13 protein-coding genes are annotated in these 19,644 nt (G+C 43.3%); 3 read left to right on the top strand and 10 right to left on the bottom strand.

Features of this window, described 5'->3' with window-relative positions; genetic code table 11:
- Positions 1-102: 102 nt before the first annotated feature.
- Entirely contained in the window at positions 103-1,308 is a 1,206-nt protein-coding gene (locus HQR03_RS06440) for a CobW family GTP-binding protein (protein WP_051395056.1), read from the bottom strand.
- 55 nt (positions 1,309-1,363) lie between these two features.
- Positions 1,364-2,122, bottom strand: coding sequence for an osmolarity response regulator transcription factor OmpR (gene ompR / locus HQR03_RS06435; protein WP_025651114.1), 759 nt, complete (start codon positions 2,120-2,122; stop codon positions 1,364-1,366).
- Between the two features lie 361 nt (positions 2,123-2,483).
- Between ompR and HQR03_RS06430 the strand changes: the two genes are divergently transcribed.
- Positions 2,484-5,033 (top strand): Tex family protein, encoded by a 2,550-nt coding sequence (locus tag HQR03_RS06430; RefSeq protein ID WP_025651113.1) that lies wholly within the window; start codon positions 2,484-2,486, stop codon positions 5,031-5,033.
- Between the two features lie 342 nt (positions 5,034-5,375).
- Here HQR03_RS06430 and HQR03_RS06425 read toward each other — a convergent pair whose 3' ends face one another.
- The 3 genes from HQR03_RS06425 to HQR03_RS06415 form a co-directional block, all read right to left on the bottom strand.
- The gene (locus HQR03_RS06425) at positions 5,376-5,792 is read right to left on the bottom strand and encodes a hypothetical protein (RefSeq protein ID WP_173239580.1); all 417 of its coding nucleotides are present in this window, start codon (positions 5,790-5,792) and stop codon (positions 5,376-5,378) included.
- Between the two features lie 539 nt (positions 5,793-6,331).
- Positions 6,332-7,168, bottom strand: a complete 837-nt coding sequence (locus tag HQR03_RS06420; protein ID WP_173239579.1) for a hypothetical protein — start codon at positions 7,166-7,168, stop codon at positions 6,332-6,334.
- A gap of 608 nt (positions 7,169-7,776) precedes the next feature.
- Positions 7,777-9,081 carry a saccharopine dehydrogenase family protein gene (locus HQR03_RS06415; RefSeq protein WP_173239578.1) on the bottom strand — a complete coding sequence of 435 codons (1,305 nt, stop codon included), beginning with the start codon at positions 9,079-9,081 and terminating at the stop codon, positions 7,777-7,779.
- Between the two features lie 596 nt (positions 9,082-9,677).
- On the opposite strand from HQR03_RS06415, the gene HQR03_RS06410 reads away from it, so the two are divergent.
- Positions 9,678-9,833, top strand: coding sequence for a DUF1328 domain-containing protein (locus tag HQR03_RS06410; protein WP_010200882.1), 156 nt, complete (start codon positions 9,678-9,680; stop codon positions 9,831-9,833).
- A 164-nt stretch (positions 9,834-9,997) separates the two neighbouring features.
- On the opposite strand, the gene HQR03_RS06405 is transcribed toward HQR03_RS06410, so the two are convergent.
- The 4 genes from HQR03_RS06405 to HQR03_RS06390 form a co-directional block, all read right to left on the bottom strand.
- Positions 9,998-10,291, bottom strand: coding sequence for a 4a-hydroxytetrahydrobiopterin dehydratase (locus HQR03_RS06405; protein ID WP_025651109.1), 294 nt, complete (start codon positions 10,289-10,291; stop codon positions 9,998-10,000).
- 398 nt (positions 10,292-10,689) lie between these two features.
- A complete protein-coding gene (locus HQR03_RS06400; protein WP_025651108.1) occupies positions 10,690-10,983 on the bottom strand; it encodes a GNAT family N-acetyltransferase in 294 nt (97 codons plus the stop codon).
- 181 nt (positions 10,984-11,164) lie between these two features.
- A complete protein-coding gene (locus tag HQR03_RS06395; RefSeq protein WP_025651107.1) occupies positions 11,165-12,499 on the bottom strand; it encodes a fatty acid desaturase family protein in 1,335 nt (444 codons plus the stop codon).
- 437 nt (positions 12,500-12,936) lie between these two features.
- Entirely contained in the window at positions 12,937-14,232 is a 1,296-nt protein-coding gene (locus HQR03_RS06390) for a flavin reductase family protein (protein WP_173239577.1), read from the bottom strand.
- 503 nt (positions 14,233-14,735) lie between these two features.
- On the opposite strand from HQR03_RS06390, the gene ettA reads away from it, so the two are divergent.
- Entirely contained in the window at positions 14,736-16,397 is a 1,662-nt protein-coding gene (ettA, locus tag HQR03_RS06385) for an energy-dependent translational throttle protein EttA (RefSeq protein ID WP_101212169.1), read from the top strand.
- A gap of 259 nt (positions 16,398-16,656) precedes the next feature.
- Here ettA and plsB read toward each other — a convergent pair whose 3' ends face one another.
- The gene (plsB, locus tag HQR03_RS06380) at positions 16,657-19,443 is read right to left on the bottom strand and encodes a glycerol-3-phosphate 1-O-acyltransferase PlsB (protein WP_025651103.1); all 2,787 of its coding nucleotides are present in this window, start codon (positions 19,441-19,443) and stop codon (positions 16,657-16,659) included.
- Positions 19,444-19,644: the final 201 nt, after the last annotated feature.

The raw sequence follows: 19,644 nt of genomic DNA, 5'->3' as shown, positions 1-19,644 counted from the left end.
AATCGAATCAATAAAAAAAGACCACCGTTGCTATTTTACTTAGCAACGGTGGTCTTTTTTGTGAGTGTGGCATTTTTTGAAAGGTAGTCTTTTTATAGGTAACTAGAGTCTGTCTTCAAGCACCAGCGCCATCAGCTGCTGGTCATAAGCCTGCCAATCATCTTTACTAAGACTGATGGTTGACCTAACGTTGTCTATCGGCAAATCATTATCGGTCTGCAAAATGACTTCTAATCGGCTATCGATGTGGGCGCTCGTCGTGGTGATAGTCAAGCTGTCAGGTGTAAAGTTAATCTTTAACCAGCCGTCAGAGGTATGAACCATGCCTTTAATACGTTGCCAGTTAGGCAATTTTAACAACCATTCTTGTAAACCATCAGCGTTAAATACGTAATGTGCAGGCAAGCGCCAGCCCCCTAACAGCATGTCTTGTTGTTGTTCGTGATAGCGGTAGGGGAGCTCAGTATCTGCCGCTATGCCGTCATGACTTTCATTGTTTTGTATAGCTTGATTAGACATCAAGCCAGTAAGTGGCTGTCTAGTAAGTGGTTGTAAGGAAATGCGAATCTGATTAGGCTGGCTTTTATTGGTAGCGCGTTGCCGAGAGATGGTATGGCTTGGTTTGGTCAGCTGTGCTATCAGCATTGATAAGGCGGTATTCAAAGCAGTTATCTTATTTGAGCGATCATCCACGGTGTGAGGCTCAGATTCTGTCCAGATAGTGGTCACGTCAGGATTGAGCCGTGTTATCCATTCTTGTAACGCCTGCCTCTCATTTTCACTCAGCTGCATATAGCGATTGATCACCAAGACATCAGCGTCACGGACATGCGCTTGAAAACCATCGTGCGAGCGATACTTTTGTTGTTGCCATTGCCCGCCACTTAGCACCGTTATTACAGCCTGCATATTGAGTGCTGTTTGCCAATGTGGCGCGCTCAGTTGTTGTATCAACTCGCGTGGGTGTGCCAATCCGGTGGGTTCTATAATAAGGCGCTGCGGACGATGATCGCTAAGCAGGCGGGTAATCGCAATCTGTAGGGGCAGCTGACTGGTGCAACAAATACAGCCACCACTGACCTCGCGAATGGCAATGCTGCCTGTATCAACGTTGTTCTCTTGTGCGCTTGCTAGCAGCGCGCCATCAATGCCAATACGTCCAAACTCGTTAATCAATAGAGCCCAGCGCTCATCGGCGGGCTTGCTAGAGAGTAGCTGGTTGATGACGGTAGTTTTACCCGCACCCAAAAACCCTGTCACCAAGGTGCAGGGTATGTTTTGAATCATGGTAGATGTGGTCAAAGCCATTGTCGTCTAAACTATCGTCATAAGTGGGTGTAAAGCAGCAACTATAAAGTAAATACTATTCACTTTTTGCTGTTTCAACTTCAGCTTCGTCAGGAACGAACACATAGCCTACACCCCAAACGGTTTGGATGTAACGCGCTTGTGACGGGTTGTCTTCAATGAGGCGGCGTAGGCGTGAGACTTGTACATCGATAGAACGCTCCATCGCACCCCATTCACGACCACGGGCAAGATTCATCAATTTATCGCGAGTTAATGGCTCACGTGGATGCTGAACCAATGCTTTTAATACTGAAAATTCACCGGTCGTTAAGGTAACTACATTGCCATCACGTTTAAGCGTACGAGTCGATAAATCAAGCGTCCATGGACCAAATTCAACCACTTCTAGCTGATGACTTGGTGCACCCGGTAGCTCGCGATTTTGACGACGTAATACGGCTTTGATACGAGCAAGCAGCTCTTTTGGATTAAAGGGTTTAGGCAGATAATCATCCGCACCCGCTTCAAGACCAGCGATACGATCGGCGTCGCCACCTTTGGCCGTCAGCATGATGATTGGAATATCGCCATTGTCTTCACGCAGCCGCTTACAGATACTAATGCCATCTTCGCCCGGTAGCATCAAATCCAGTACGACTAAAGAGAAAAGCTCGCGTTGCATCAACTTATCCATCTGACTGCCATCATGGGCAGTACGAACGACGAAGCCATCATCTTCTAGAAAGCGTTGTAATAAAGAACGCAGACGAGCATCATCATCGACCACTAAGATACGCTGAGTTAAAGTATCGGGGCTGTTATTATCAGGCATACAGGCATCCTCTTATAAAAATTATTATTAGTAGAAAGTTTCAGCAAAAACGTTGTCGTTATTTAATCATTAATCTATTAGGTATTAATGAAACCTCGTAAAATTAAAGACTTCTGTTCAATATTTCAGCGCGTAGTAATATTTGCGCTATTGATACTTTAGTGTATAAGATTGCACTGCCAATTGCATCACCCATCGGCATAAATGCTGTATGCGTTTGTTTAACAAGGCTACAGAACTTAGCATAGCAGCCAATTTAGGGTAGAAAACAGCAGATAAATAAGGAAAAGATAAAAAGGATTTTTATTCATGCAGCTTTTGCTATAATGCCAAACACCATTTATCAACGATTGATACGTCTATGAGTAGCACTGATACCTTAACGCCATCTCAAACCTCGACAAATGCACAGGTTTTGGATGCAACCACACACGCGAATATTCACGACAAGCTTGCTCGCGCGCTTGGCATTAAGACTGCTCAAGTCAATGCGTTTGTCAAACTTTACGATGAAGGCGCGACCGTTCCTTTCATTGCGCGTTACCGCAAAGAAAAAACCCAAAACCTTGACGATGCGCAGCTGCGTGCTTTAGAGAAGTCTCTCAATTATGAGCGCGACATGGCAACGCGTCGCCTCAAAATTACTGAGCTGCTCAGCACGCAGGGCAATTTGACTGACGAGCTACAGACGCGTATCGATAACGCGACGTCCAAGCTTGAGCTTGAAGACATCTACTTGCCTTATCGTCCACGTCGCCGTTCACCAGCTGCCAAAGCACGTGCTGCTGGTCTCGACGTTGCTGCTCAGGCGGTACTGACGCAAGAGATTACCCCAACAGAGGCACTGGCTGACTATCAAGCGCCATCTAGCATCTCTGACGACAGCGGTAACGAGATTGAAGTCGACTTTAGCGATATCGATAAGCAATTGGCGGGCGTGCAAGCCATCATCGTTGATGAGTGGACACAAGCACTAGACTTGCTAGATAATTTACGTAGTGGTTTTGCCAAAACGGCGAGTATCGTATCTGCGGTTGCTAGCGAAGAAAAACGCGAAGTCGGTGAGAAATTCAAAGATTATTTTGAACATAGTGAAAGCCTTGCGCGTCTGCCAAACCATCGTTTATTAGCAATGCTACGTGGTCGCCAAGAGAATGTTTTGGGTCTCAAAATCGAAGGCGAAGATGCCCCCTTTATCGAAAAAACTATCAAGCATTTCGATGTTAATGCCAAAGCACCTGACGCGCGCCGTGAGTTTTTAACAGAAGCCGCTAGTAGCTTATGGAAAGAAAAATGGCGTCCGCATATCGAGCATCGCTTATTGACGGAAAAACGCCTAACTGCTGAAGCTGACGCGATTGATGTGTTTGCCAATAATTTACAGCATTTACTCATGTCAGCACCTGCTGGTCGTAAAGTGATTTTAGGTGTGGATCCCGGCATCCGCCATGGCGTTAAAATGGCGATTGTCGATGCCCAAGGCCATGTCATGCTAGACAGCGAAGACAAGCCTGTCGTCGCAACCGTTTATCCATTCGCCCCTGATAATAAGATGGATGAAGCCAAAAAAGTCATTGATGAATTATTAAGTACTTACAACGTCGATCTAGTCGCTATCGGTAACGGTACGGCGAGCCGTGAAACAGATGCGATGATTAAAGAGATTTTGGCCGCCAATTCTGAATTAAAAGCCAAAGCGGTTATCGTTAATGAATCAGGCGCTTCTGTCTATTCAGCCAGTGAGCTGGCCACTGATGAGCTTGGTAATTTAGACGTATCTGTACGCGGTGCGGTTTCTATCGCTCGTCGCTTGCAAGATCCGTTATCAGAGCTGGTCAAAGTAGATCCAAAAGCCATTGGTGTTGGTCAATATCAACATGATGTCAACCAAAACCAGTTGGCTGATAGCTTGGATAAAGTGACCCAAGATAGCGTGAACGCGGTTGGGGTTGATGTGAATACGGCAAGTCCTGCTATCTTGGCGCATATTGCGGGTTTGAATAAAAATGTCGCCCAGCAAATCGTCACTTATCGTAAAGAGCACGGCGCATTTGATAGCCGTGAGGCGCTCAAAAACGTTCCGCGTTTAGGTGCTAAGACCTTTGAGCAGGCAGCAGGCTTCTTACGCATACATGGTGGTAGTAATCCACTTGACGCGACTGGTGTGCATCCAGAAAGCTATGCGCTGGTCGATAGCTTACTGGCGCAAACCGGTAAAGCATTGCCAGAAGTCATCGGTAACGACGGTGTACTAAACACGCTCGACACCACTGCACTAGCGGCAAATGATGATAATATCAGTGTCAAAGCTATCATCGAAGAGCTTGCCAAGCCTGCACGTGACCCACGTCCTGAGTTTAAAACGGCTAATTTCCGTGAAGACGTTAATAGCATTAAAGATTTAAGCGAAGGCATGCAGCTAGAAGGTGTGGTTACTAACGTGACAGCCTTTGGTTGCTTCGTTGATGTCGGTGTCCATCAAGATGGTCTCGTGCATATCTCACAGATGGCCAATGACTTCGTTGCCGATCCGATGAATCGCGTCAAGCCGGGCGATATTGTCTCAGTGCGTGTCATCTCTATCGACGAAAAGCGTGGTCGCATTGGTTTTAGTATGAAGCCTGAATCTGAAAAGCCCGCGCGTCCAGCAGCAAAGTCGACTGCAGAAGGTACAGGTAATGATGAGAAAGCCAGTCGTCCACGTAGTAATCAGGCAAATAGCAATCGCCCAAATAACAGCCGTCCAGCAGCGGATAAGCGTCCGTCAAAACCGCGCGGTAATCGTCAAGATAAAGACAGCGCCAATAACCGCAGCAAAGCGCCTAAAGCTGAAAAAGTAGAAGCACCTAGCAAAATGGGTACATTGGGTGCATTGTTGCAAGAAGCGGGCGTCACTAAAACTAAGAAGTAATGGGTTTGGTCAGTTTCTTAAGTTAGTTCTAAATAATTAACAGAAATAACCAATAAAAAAGGCAGCCTAATGGCTGCCTTTTTTATTGGAAATATATTTGAGAAATACTTTAGCTATAGTCAAAATTTTTTAAAAACACGACGGTATTGCTGATATCAATTTTTTGTCGCCTCTGTCTGCGCAGGCACAGCAAGCAAGAAAAATTGATATCAGCAGTCTAATATTTAAAGATTCGTTCAACAGACTCTAAGGTGCTGTAGTAAATAAATATTACTGCTTTTATTAGTTAACAGAAGCGCTTATACCGTATTATAGATTTTCTGTTGCTTCTTGGGGAGTTTGTTATAGCTCTTCTTGTGATTCTGACGAAGCTTCTTCTTCCAGCATTGATTCTTCATCTAGCATATCTTCTTGTGACATATCTTCTTGTAGGTCTTTTTGTGGCATTGCTTCTTCTGAATCTTGCATGGCTTGTTGTTGCGCTTGCTGCATAGCCTGTTGCTCAGGAGCCATCTGTTGTTGAGTGGCGTTGCTATTTACGCTTGCTCTTGAGATGCGCTGGGTTTCGTTAATCTGAACCGAGTTAGATGGATTTGGTACTGATACATTGGCTGAATTTTCAGCTTCAGTCTCAAGTGTGGTAGTAGCAGCATTTTGCATATCTGCTTGTGCAGTATCAGCAGGTGCAGCCATAGCCAAGCTTGGAATAGTGAGCATAGCGCCAATCAGTAATGATAAAGGTAGAGTACGGTTTTTCATCAGTTTATTCCTCAGTTTGCATTCTCATAGCGTCAGCTCAAAGTATTTCAAACTTGACGCTTATTTGCATGATTTCGTATAGCACAAATTAATGGTGTATTTTGAATCTATATATTTAATATATTTAACATTCAATGTGTAGATAAAACAAAATCATGATAACCATTTGTTGATTATCATGATTGGTGTGGATAAAGAGTTTTATAAAATAATCTAATAAAACTCTAAGCAAGAGAATAGCAACTAAGCGATTATTATTTCAGTAGTACATAGATTAAAAATCTAACAGACATGCGCTCGCAGGTGACTTTGTGCAACTATTGTATTCTTATTGTCAGGCAAATATATAAAGTTTCTTTACCTTAGCTTTAAACACAGTGACTATTAAATATAGTCATTCCACTATAAAAGTATTACTGCGTTAACCTCGTTTGAAGTACTAAATATACATCTACACTCGGTGGCCTTGTACTACTTTTAAATTAAATCAACTATAAGAATATAATTTACTTGCATCCAAGATTTTTTTTGTAAAAAAATTATTCAACGATGACATATCTACCAGTATTGGGATCGATAACGCGCTGCTGTAAATCGCTATCAGGAACGCGGATGACAGGGAAGGTCTGACTGATTTCAGTATTATCAATCACTTCAGCATCTGCTACCTCGCCAACGATTACAGTACGCCCAGCATCTTCTACCGCAATGGCCGTACCATTTGCTGTATTAACGCGTTTAATTTGATCTTGTGGTGCGATGATGACTTCTTTTACTTTATATTTAGCAGGACGAATAACACGAGTCGTTTCGATAATAACGGGTTCTATACTACGCTCTTCAGTAATGGCAACTTCCGCTTCTAACGCTTCACTTTCCACAGCTTCAGACATAATTGGTGTAGGGAACTTGGCGCCAAAATGATTGTCGCACTGTTGCATACTTAAACGCACAGGATTGCCGTTTTTATCCATGTAGACGTTGACTGGCATATCAGCGGCGATAGCAACATATTTGCCGACCAAAGCGCCGGATACGCCATAGCGACCATTCGATTGTCCCACGCCTAAATCACAAGCACCTGCTGAATAATTGTTAGCATTTAAGTTATTGCTGTCGACGACACTCTGTGGAATCATGACTTCAGATAAGCGCATCTTTTTGACAGAGGCTTCACCAGCTTGGCGTTTGGGGTTTTGATAGGTATAAGGGCTATAAAACTTGGCTGAGCCATCTTGGACAGCAGTGACGCATTCGTCGTAACTGTCATAGCCTACGTTACCGTGATTATCGGTTGTCATTGCAGCATTTGCATGGCTCGCAAGCATGGTTAGACCTGATGTAATAACAGCAACGGTCAATATATTCAATTTCATGGTTACATCCTTTTAATGATTAATAAATGTGTTTGAATTAGTATTATTTCTTATATGGCTTATTTTTATATCAAGTTATTAGGGCGTGTCCTCAATTCAAGCGCTTGTATCTGAATGGGCTAAAAATGGCTAAATTTTGCCAAACATCGTCAAATAGCTGATTAATATCCCGATATTATTTGCACTATTTTCCTCGTTTGACGGCAGTTTATCTCACTTTTATGACCATTTTTAAAATGAAGACACACCCTAGTAAAACCAATTAGTTTTTAATAAATAACGTCATAATTTTTGATTCGACGTTTCTGCTTTAATTTTTTATTTTAACGTTTTTAATACTACGTCAGTTGCTAAGACATGGCTGTGACATCAGGCTAAGGATGTGTAGCGTAATGTATAAAAAAAGAGAAAACTGGCAACATTGTTCACCAAAAACGTACGTTATTATTATTCATTAACATCTGCTTGAAAATTTTAAAGAGTTTGTCCATAAAAAAACCGTACCTTGTTACCAAGATACGGTTATTAAAAATACGATCATTAAAAATACGGCTATTCAGATTTTAGTCTTCGTTTATTGACAGTTTGTTAAGTGTCATCTGTAAAGGCTAACCATCGACTACCTCAAAGCTAAGACCTGCATGCGCTTCTAAACGTGTTAGCAGCTTATCACCCATAGCGGCTGCTGGCGTCCAAAACCCGCCACCGACATCATCTTTGCTAATATCTTGCGCTAAGCATAAGGCTGCTTGTGCCAGCATGCGTGACGTACTGCCATAACCAGGATCTTTATCGCCCGTTACTTTGGTGTTGATGGTGTCTTTATTGGCAGTTTTTCCAAAGAGACGAATATCGTAGTAACCGTTATCTTGGTCAGACTTCGACGGCCCAGAGCCAGCTTTTGGTAAGACATGCTTGGACAGCAATTCGCGGCTTGGCTTAATCATCATCGCGGTGGCAAATCCTAACAGTCCAGCGCTCAGTGCATAACTTGACAGTTTGCCTTTTACCCCATCTTTCATCCACATCGCTTCGTCATACTTAAAGTCGCGACCATATTTGTAGCCAAGCAGTTGGTTGCTGCGATGTACAATACGAGTGTTGATGCTTGCCATTACAAACGGGGCCAACCAGCGTTTGTGCTCATTATCGTATTCTGGCTTACTGACATTGGCTTGGCGCACGCTAGGCGCATCTTTATCATCATTGAGCAGATAAGGGTTTGCCACTTGCTTACGACGTGATTTATCTTTTCCTACTTCTTCAAAAATAGTCGCCATTGAGGCAACCGTACCACCAGATAAGCCACCTTTCGCCGCTTTTACGCGCATATGAATGACATCACAAGTGCTATCGAACTGAGCTTCTGCCTGCTGCTGGGTAAAATAAACGCCTAAATCTGACGGAATAGAGTCGAAGCCACAGGAATTGACGATACGAGCACCGCTTTGTTTGGCAGTCTCTTGGTATTTGTCCATCATATCTTTAATAAAGATGGCTTCACCGGTAAGGTCGACATAATCAGTGCCATTTTCGGCGCAAGATTTGACCAACGCCTCGCCATATCTTAAGTAAGGGCCAACGGTTGAGATGATGACTTGCGCCTGCTTGGTCATCTCATCTAGGCTAGCAGCGTCTTTACTATTAGCGATAATAATATCTACTTTGCTCTCAAGCTTGGACTGTAATTCGTTAAGCTTGTCTTCGTCACGACCTGCTATCGCCCACGTGACGTTGGAGCTATCCTTATTTTTGGCATTAGACAAAAAGCTTGTTAAATAATGAGCAGTAATCTGTCCAACAAAACTGGTCGCTCCGTATAAAATAATGGCGTAAGGGCGCTGGTTACTGTTGGTTTGTTTATTATCATCTGCTGCATTCGTATTCTTTGACGTATCCATATTATTAGCCATATTTATTGTCCTTAATAAGTGTTTTTCTGCATAATTTAATGCTAGAGCCGATCCATTATAAAAGTGTTGCAGCATTAACCTTGCTTGAAGTAGGGTCTATACATCTGCATTCGATTGCTTCGTACCATTTTTAGATTGAAGCGACTATAAATGAGTGATGGGAATAAAAAAAGATCCATATTTACATATCGTTAAATGGATTCTAAGTCGTCAATCTATTCTAAGGCATAATAATGGTAAGTAGGAACCAGTTACTGTGAACTGTTATGGTTTATAGTAAATTATAGGGTGAAAATGCTCGGAGTTGAGTGATATCTCACCATCTCTACACATAAGTGCTGCAAAGCCAAGCAAAAATGTCTAAATATTAAGATTTGCTACAAAGATTACATAACCTACCGACATTATTACTAAAATGAACGTTTTTTGGCGAAAAATATTGCTAATCTATCCCCGTACACAGTTGTAAATAGTATTAAAAAAACAACAACTTAAATGGACATTAGATGAAGTAAGACGAATATTAGCAACGATCGCGTTTTAGATCTGCTATTTGTCTTTCTATCTGATTTTTGATAATTATTGAGGAGAAGGTTATGTTTCGCTGGGCTATTATATTTGCAGTAATCGCACTGATTGCAAGTTTCTTAGGGTTTGGTGGTGTCGCTGGACTGTCTGCAAACTTTGCCTACATTCTATTAGCATTGGCGGTGATTTTGTTTATCGTCGCATTTGTTAGCCGTAAAATGTAGCAGTGAATTTGAATAAATAAACGTTATCAAGCAAAAAAGTCCTCAATTGAGGACTTTTTTTATGGAAACTCTTCGCTAATCAATTTACTACCTACTTTACTAATTGTTTTGCTCTAGATATTAAGCCACTGAACATGACTTAATAAAGAATACGTCCAAATGTATTACAAGCGTTTGGGTTGAATAATATGTTCCATTCGTTTGGCCAAACGAATATCAAGACTGGTGATACCGCCCGTATCATGCGTGGTTAGGCGTACGTCTACAACATTATAAACATTGTGCCATTCAGGGTGATGTTCGAGCGCTTCGGCATGAAATGCGGCTTGGTTCATAAAACTGATGGCCTCAATAAAGTCATTAAATTCATAGCTTTTAATAATGCTGTTGCCGTCACGCTGCCAGCCAGCTAAGTCTTCTAGCTGTAAGTCAATTTGTTTGTCAGATAAACTACTCATGGTGGTCTCCCTTATTATTATGTTGGATGATTTGGTCGAGTTTTTATTAACTTTCATTATTTAATGGATTGATAAAAATTCTAATAAGTGCGCTAGCAACTTTATACTCTAAATAGGACAAAAAACCCACCTATATTCGATATCTTGTCATATATTTAAAAATAAATACATGATTGCAGACAGCAAATAAATAGGAGGGTAGTGTGGTAGCAATTGTTAGATCTTAATATAGTTAACCCTATATAGTAGGCTCTAAATAAAATAGGTACAAAGTGTCATAACGCGGAACTGAGACAAATTTTCCTTGCTTGCTGTGTCTACGCTGACAGAGGCTGCAAAAAATGTGTCTCAGTTCCGCTGTCTTATTTTTGAATTGAACGGACTATAAGAGGAGCCAGTTATACCAAATCTTGATACTCGGGATGCTTGCTTATATAAGAGGCAACAAATGAGCATTGTGGTACGACTTTTTTACCCTGTTCGCGTGCATAGTTCAAGGCATGTTTGACCAGACCAGAACCAACACCGCGCCCGCCCAATTCTTGCGGTACGATAGTATGGTCGTAGATTAGTTTATCATCGTGTTCCTGATAGCTGAGATAGCCAGTATGACCATCAATTGAGGTCTCAAAACGTTTAGCTTGGTCATCATGGACAATATCTAATGGTTTTTTTTCAGTATTATCGTTCATATATCACTCCATTATTATGATTTTTCTAAAAGGCTAATTTGTCGTTTTTATATTATGGGACATTATCCGTTGTTACACCAGTCATGTACGACTGCTTATGGTAAACACAGATAGGTAAAATGTTACCGTTAATATTATATGAGCGCTACAGACAAAGTTTTTACCATAATTTTTATAACATTTACTTGGAATAAAATAAGGCTTGTTGCACGACAGGTGGCAGATATTTGCTTAAGCCGCGCATAAGTGGTTCATCTTTTGGCGTTGTAACATTACTTGTATGCGCTGGCACGTTAGATTGCGCTTGCAAATGTGCCTGCCACTCTTCTGCACTTGGTTTGCTAAAATGCTTGATACGACCCAGTACTTGTTTGAATTGGCGACCAAACCGACCCGTGTTATAAGACAAGCCATACTTTTGGCATATTGCCTGTACTTGGGGCGCGATACGCGCGTAATGGCGAGCAGGCATATCAGGGAAGATATGATGCTCGATCTGATGTGACAAGTTACCCGTTAAAAGGTGAAACCATTTGCTGCCTTGAATGTTACTAGAGCCAAGGATTTGGCGCACATACCAGTCGCCTTTGCTTTCATTATCAGCCAGATGGGTATAGATATGCGCCTGTTCGGTAAAGTGACCACAAAATATTACTGCCCACGTCCAAATATTGCGAGCGACATTGGCTGTAAGGTTACCACTCAGCGTCGTCATCGCACTACGGCGACCGAAAGCTAAGCCAGCCAGCGTCGGAAAAACAAGATGATCTTTGCCCACTTGCCGGGCGATTTTACTCAGTAACGCATGAGACTTTGGCTGCATGATCTCTGTTAGCTGTGGCGACTCTGCATATTCGTCAACGCTGATTTGGATGTCATGAAAAGCCACCGCCCACTCAAATCCCAATGCCAATATCATGGTCTTCAGTAAATTATAACGGTCGCTTGGCGTCCAAGGCTGTTCATCAGTTACCCGAATCAAATGATAACCAACGTCGTGATCGCGCCCAACAATATTCGTATAAGTATGATGCAGGTAGTTATGCGAATGCTGCCAGAGCGGCGCTGGACAAACGATGTCCCAATCAAACTGCTTACTATTCAGATGCGGATGCTGCATCCAGTCATATTGACCATGCATGACATTATGACCAAGCTCCATATTATTTAAAATTTTGCTAAAACTTAATAGGGAAGTGCCCAGTAACCAAGTGACTACTCTACTTTGTCGTGATGACAGTCGACCTGACACAGCGAGTAGACCACGGGCCAGTATTTCACTATAGACGACGGTGCTATAAACGCGCTGAATATAGCGAGCGTCATCAGCGCCCAGTGAGTCCATCACGCTCTGATACAGCGTGTTTAGCTCAGCAGCCAAGGCTTCTGTACGCGCTGTTGGTAATTGTGCGCCGCTCAGGGTTGGATATAAACCTTGTTTTGGCGATAGATTCGTTAAACCAGCAAATGTAGGCACGGCAGACTGGGCGGTGAACATAGGCGGTAATAAGCGCATAAATAGTCCTTAACCGAGACTGCTTAGGGTGTCAGACGACAGCGCCGGTTTTATGATTCAAGTGGGCTTTAGCATATAATATGCTAAAGCGTTAAGCTATCTAAATCTGGTACAAGTTGCTGTATTTTATTTAGTTTACTTAGGGCATGTCCTCAATCTGAACGAACCTGCCTAAATGGTCTAAAAATGGCTAAATCTTGCCAAACTGCGTCAAATAGCTAGTCAATATCTCGATATTATCTGCGCTACTTTCCTTATTTACCTGCACTTTATCTCATTTTTATCGCCATTTTCAAAATGAGAACACGCCCTAATTAATCAGTAATAATAACAAGAAAATCGTATTTAATTTTGAGTTTGCAAGGTTTTTTCTACACTATAAACCGTGAGTGGAGGCGTACCAACACCTAATAGCTATCTAATAAAAGAAGCCTGCTTTATACATCCAAAATGACGTCTGTCATCGGGATATTGATACAGGTCTGAATAGATTCAACACCATGACTGCTTAGCTTGCCCGTTTGGATATTTTTGACGACACCGCTGATTTTTTGGCAGCGACACAGTTGACAGATTCCTTGTCTACAACCATAGCTCAGTCTGATACCTGCTTGCTCCGCGCCCAAGAGTAAAGTGGTGCCACTACTAAACTGCTGCTGTCGTCCACGTAAATAGACCGTTTGCACTGCTATATCAGCCGTTTCCTCATTTGTACCAAGGCTCATATCAGAATCAGGCAATGCAGTGCCAAACCGTTCGACAATCACGTTATCTCGCAGCGAGCGCTTAGGTGCTAGAGTGTGGTTATCTGAAGGCAGGCTTAACGTCTCTAGAGCACGGTAGAGCCCTGCCAATAACGAGGATGAGCCGCAGGCGAATATCGTTGACTCTGCTAGTGACAACGGCAGCAGTGATAAGGTGTCTACGTCTAAGTGTCGCGAGCCTGCTAGCTGGCTACTGTAGTTATTTGGGTCAGCGGTATTCACCATATAGTAAGCAAAATAGGGATAGGCAGTTGCTAAGTGTTGCCAGTAAGCTTGGAAAGGTGATTTTGCCAATGACGTACGGTGATAATATAACAAAGTGACAGTGCGGCTTTGTGCTAATGCTTGGGTAATCAATCCTAACATCGGGGTAATACCGCTACCACCAGCGATAAATAATAATGGCGATTGCTTAGAGCATGATGGCTCGATTTTCTGTTCGGCTAATTCTGCTGATGTGTCTGCCAAGGTAAAATCACCGCTTGGCAAGCTACTATTAAATACCGTACCAAGTAGCGCTTGTTTGGTCAGATAGTCTGAAACCAATCCTTGCGGTTTGATGGCAATGGTAACGGTATCGCGTAGATACTTACTGGCACTGTCATTGTCATTGTCATTGTCATTGTCATTGGCGGCATTTTCAGCGTTACTATCAAAGATAGCGTCGTGCAAATCTGCTGACTGCGGAAACATCCCCACTAGTGAGTAGCTGCGCAGATGGTTGATACCTTCGATAGGCACGGTCAGATGAATATGTTGCCCGCCGTGCCAGCCATCATCGATAGTAAATGCTAGACGTTTAAAGGCCCAATTGGCTTCAAATTTTAGGGCGACCAATTCTTCGCTAATCACCTGTCGCGCGATAAGGCGTAGTTTGGGCGTGGTCAACGACCAAAACGGATGCAGGCGCGACCCAATAAAATCAACGAACGCACGTTGGATAATCTCAGGGCGGTAGCCGGTCGTCATAGAATACCTTTTATCATATGCTTTTCAATCATTGTAAAGTCGTGCGTTTGACTGCTCACTTAACTGCTTTTGCCGTCGCTTTTATCAGCGCTTATACATATTAGAACAGATAAAAAAACTCTACAATTATTAAAATATTTTATTAAGAATATCTAATATCTTAACGGCTATTCATTAATTTTGCGAAAAATTTGCTGCAACTTTTTGTGAGGTTTATAAAACAGAAGCGTATCAGGGTAATATGATTATTGTTCAAATTAGAGCTTATACTGACTATTATAGGCTGCATTTAAGCAAATAATCTTGTGCTTATAGGCGTAAAAATATGAAATCGATGCCAAAGCGTGCTAAAAGCTGCTAAAGCCATCTACCAGCTTGCAGGGTATGCGCCACAATGCGATAATGGCCTATAATTTGTAACCCTGATTTTGAGGCGCAGCATGCTTGGCATCATTGCTAAGTCTGATTTGTTGGCCTCTTCTATGCAGTCTATCGGAGTGTTAATGGCTCAATATATTTACACGATGAACAACGTGTCAAAACTTGTTCCACCTAAGCGTGAAATCCTAAAGAACATCAACCTATCTTTTTTCCCTGGTGCCAAAATCGGTGTACTCGGTATCAATGGGTCTGGTAAATCAACCTTGCTACGCATCATGGCGGGCGTAGATACAGAGTTTAGCGGCGAAGCACGCGCGCAAACGGGCACCAAGATTGGCTATCTGCCGCAGGAACCACAGCTTGATGACAGTAAAGATGTCCGTGGTAATGTCGAAGATGGTATGCGTGAAGCCTTAGATGCGCTGGCACGCCTTGATGCGATTTATGCAGAATACGCTGAACCAGATGCAGACTTTGATAAGCTTGCTGAAGAGCAAGGCAAGATGGAAGACATCATCCAAGCATGGGATGCGCATAACTTAAATACCCAGCTTGAAAAAGCGGCTGATGCATTGCGTCTACCGCCTTGGGATGCTGACGTTAGCAAACTGTCTGGTGGTGAAAAACGCCGTGTGGCACTATGCCGTTTACTATTGTCACGCCCAGATATGCTGTTACTTGACGAACCGACCAACCATTTGGACGCCGAATCTGTCGCATGGCTTGAGCAGTTCTTGCAGAACTACAGCGGTACTATCGTTGCCATTACCCATGATCGCTATTTCTTGGATAATGTCGCGCAGTGGATTTTGGAGCTTGACCGTGGCCATGGCTATCCGTATGAAGGCAACTATACTGAGTGGCTAGAGCAAAAGAATACCCGTCTAGAGCAGCAGAATAAGCAAGAAGAGTCCTTTGCTAAAGCGCTGAAAAAAGAGCTTGAGTGGATTCGTAAAAACCAAAAAGGCCAACAAGCCAAGTCTAAATCTCGTGTACAACGCTTTGAAGAGTTGAACTCAACAGAGTTCCAACAGCGCAACGAGACGGCTGAGATTTACATTCCACCTGGTCCACGTTTGGGTAACAAGGTTATTGAGATTAATGACATCTCTAAATCATTTGGCGATCGCTTGCTCTATGAAAACCTAAGTTTTAACGTCCCAGCAGGTGCTATCGTTGGTATCATTGGTCCAAATGGGGCGGGTAAAACCACACTATTTAACATGATTACTGAACGTGATACGCCAGATACTGGAACCGTTGATTTGGGTGAAAGTGTCAAAGTCGCTTATGTTGGTCAGGTACGTGACAACTTAGACGACAGTAAAACCGTTTGGGAAGAAGTGTCTGACGGTCTTGATATTATTACGGTTGGCGATTACACCACACCAAGTCGTGCTTATATCGGTCGCTTTAACTTTAAAGGCTCAGACCAGCAAAAACACGTTGGTCAATTATCAGGTGGTGAGCGTAACCGCTTGCAGCTTGCTAAGACACTAAAACAGGGTGCAAACGTCTTGCTCCTTGATGAACCATCAAACGATTTGGATATCGAAACCTTACGTGCGCTAGAGGATGCAATTCAAGTATTCCCAGGCACGGTCATGGTCGTCTCGCATGATCGCTGGTTCCTTGACCGTATCGCCACCCATATTTTGGCGTTCGAAGAAGAAGGTCCAATTTGGTTCGATGGTAACTACTCTGAGTTTGAGACTTATCGTAAAAAGACCATGGGTGATGCTGCCACTCCTAAGCGTATGAAGTATAAAAAGATTTCTACCTAGCATAGTTGCTTCAAGGCTACTGAAAAGCTAGCTATTTAGAAAATTGAAATTGCACTTCACTTGTTCATATAAGCAATAAAAAAGACCTCTAATGAATTAGAGGTCTTTTTTTGTTCAATATAATTAACGTTATTGCTGATATCAGTTTTTTGTCGCCTCTGTCTGCGCAGGCACAGCAAGTAAGAAAAATGGATATCAGCAGAGTGCGTGATGGTTCGATACTACTTTTCACTGACTATAGATGATAGCTGGCTATAAATTAACGCTTGCGCCCAAATTTACGCTGCTTTTTATTGCTAATCTCAGTAATCGCATGAGTGATTTCCTCTTCATCTAAGCTGGCCACTTGCTGTAATATTTGCATCATATCAGGGCTGAGCACGTATTTGGCATGATGGGCAATGTCGTTGATACGCTGATCAAAAGTCAACACACCCGTCTCATCATCTTTTTGCAAATAATCTAGACGGGTCAAGGCACTAATAAAGCTGGTGAATAAGGCGCGGTCAAAGAAATCAGGAATATCATCAGCATATAAGACGGACAAGCGCTGCCCAAGTAGATGACACAAATCAACCACTTCGTTTTCGGTCAAATTGCCCGAGCCTTGCTGAGCCAAAAGCGCAAGCGTCATAAAGTAACGCTCAAGGCTTTGTTCGACAGGCGTCGCGAGTACCTGTAGCTGCTGATAGCATTTACTATTAGACTCAGGAACGCTAAGCACACCATCGCCCAACTCGACGATCAGTCCATGACTGAGCAGGTTATCCACTTTTTTATTGAGCGTTTCGGCTAGGCCATGCGCTGGGTAGTATAAAAACAGCTCACTTTGTAAAAACGGATATAACTGCTCGGCAATGCTATTGAGACGACTGCGTTCGATACGACCGTTACGGGCAACCAAAGCGGCTAGGAATGACAGCAGAATAAAGACATGCAAAATGTTATTACGGAAGTAGCTGAGCAGGGCGGCTTGTTTGCCAGCGACTTGAATGATATCCCCTAAAATATGCGGGATACGCTCGATAAGCTTGAGCTTAACCCCATAATCGATGATTTGCTGTGGTGACATATCAGTGACCACCGTATCATCAGAGTAGGGCAACTGCTGAGCCAGACCTTGATATAGGGCGATTTGCTCACGGCAGATCTCTTCATCGAGCGCCGCTTTTGGTGCTGATAGCAGGACTAATGACAATAGTGACACCGGAGTGACGACGGCGGCTTTATTGATATGCTGCATCACTTTGACGCCGATGTTATCGACCATCGCGCCGGTTTTTTCATCGAGTGGGGTATCCGTGCGATCACTAGGTAAGCTGTTGGCGGGTACATCAAATTTTTGCATAAAGTCGCTAAGGTGTAGCGGTGTGCCAAAGCTCAAATGCACGTTACCAAAGATACGCTCAATCTTACGCCCAACTTTGAGTAAGCCTATTAACGACTCAGATTCTTTTGGCTTGCCTTTTAGCTCACCAACATAGGTGCCGCCTTCCATGATGCGCTCATAACCGATATAAGTCGGGATGAAGACTACTGGCTTATTGGTTTGGCGTAACTGACTGTGTACCGTCATGGCCAGCATACCCATCTTCGGTGGTAATAGACGCCCTGAGCGTGAGCGCCCGCCTTCGATGAAGTATTCAATTGGGGTATTACGGGTAATAAGCGTATGCATATACTCACGGAGTACGGCGGTATAAAGCGCATTACCACGGAAGCTTCGACGAATATAAAACGCCACCGCGCCGCGCAATAGTGGGCCTAAGATGGGCACATCTAAGTTATCACCTGCTGCAACATAAGGAATGCTCAGGCCACGTTTATAAATGACATAAGACAGTAGAAGGTAATCGACATGACTACGATGACAAGGGACATATACCAGCTCGTAGTCGGTGGCAAGCTCGCGTACACGCTCGAAGTGATGGACTTCTACACCGTCATAGAGCTGCGTCCATAGCCATGTCAAAAATTTATAAAAACCGCGTATGATAGAGTGCGAGTAGTCATTGACCATCTCGTTTGCATAGCCCTTGGCAAGGATACGGGCATCACGAACATTGGTGCCTGACGCTGTGGCCTCAGCTTCTATCGCATGCTTAATCGCTGGTGAATATATCAGCTTATCCACCAAGTTGCGCCTGTCTGATAAATCAGGACCAAGCATACTGGCCCGCTGTTTATCTAGGTAAATATTAAGCTGTTGTTGTAGCATGCGCACCAACTCACGATTGCCATCGGCAGCCGCGACTAACGCATAATTCGCTACGGTAGTGGTCTCATTTGTGCTATCAGCAGTTGAATGGCTCGAATCAGTTGAATCAGTGGCAGTAGAATCAAAGACAGCGGGGCCTTCTCCATGACCTTGGAGATTGTCATTGATAAGGGTGCGCAAGTCTTGCGGTGGGTGGAACTGGACAAAGGTATCGCGTCCCATCACTCCGATATTAAATAACTGCTTGGTGATGCTAGGGTCTTCCCAGTTATCAGCGGTCAATAGCTTAAAGAGGGAGTCTTCTTTTTCGGGTGCGCGTCCCCACAGGATAGAGACGGGCACTAAACGAACCTTTAACTCTGGATGCTGTAAAACGGCAGACACCAAGCGTGATAGTCGTGGCGACAGCTGGCTGTCTTTAGAATGTGGATGGTGCAAAAATATAATGGCCGCGTTTTCTTTAATGTTATGGGCGACATCATTCACCCCGACCAATGCTGGTGGTAGGTTGTGCTCTTGCGTCTGCAAGTCGATCAAAATACTGTTGGAGCGCGAATAATCTTGCAGCACATAAAATCTGAGCGTCTGATCATCCGTATCAAACTCCGGCAATTCGCCCAACAGCTTCGGCTTAACGGCGACATCGAGTAGCTGACCCGATACCTTACGATAGAGCTGATTGATGGGCGCATTCGAGTAAGGCTTGGTAACGACTGGCTCGCCGTCAGTTATTGCATCGTTGTCTGTCGCTGACTGGCTATCGGCCGTGACTGGCGCTTTAAAAATCCGTTTTTTTAGGAACTTATTCTTTAAGAAACTGGGTATCATAATGGGTATCAAAATTAGTGAAATGTATTACTCTTATGATGCCATAAAAGCCATCAAAGCGATATATTATGTCTGTATATACTGCTAATATTAATACGAATCGGTAATTATTTTGTGAGTGAAATGCCGCTTAAAAGGCTCAATTATTTGAAGTCTAAAGGCTTTAGCGTAATAATATAATAGCGTCAGCGAGCATGAATG

Source organism: Psychrobacter okhotskensis, assembly GCF_013248965.1.
Classification (GTDB): domain Bacteria; phylum Pseudomonadota; class Gammaproteobacteria; order Pseudomonadales; family Moraxellaceae; genus Psychrobacter; species Psychrobacter okhotskensis.
Note: the sequence above shows the minus strand (reverse complement) of the source record. Positions and strands in the feature narration are given on the sequence as shown.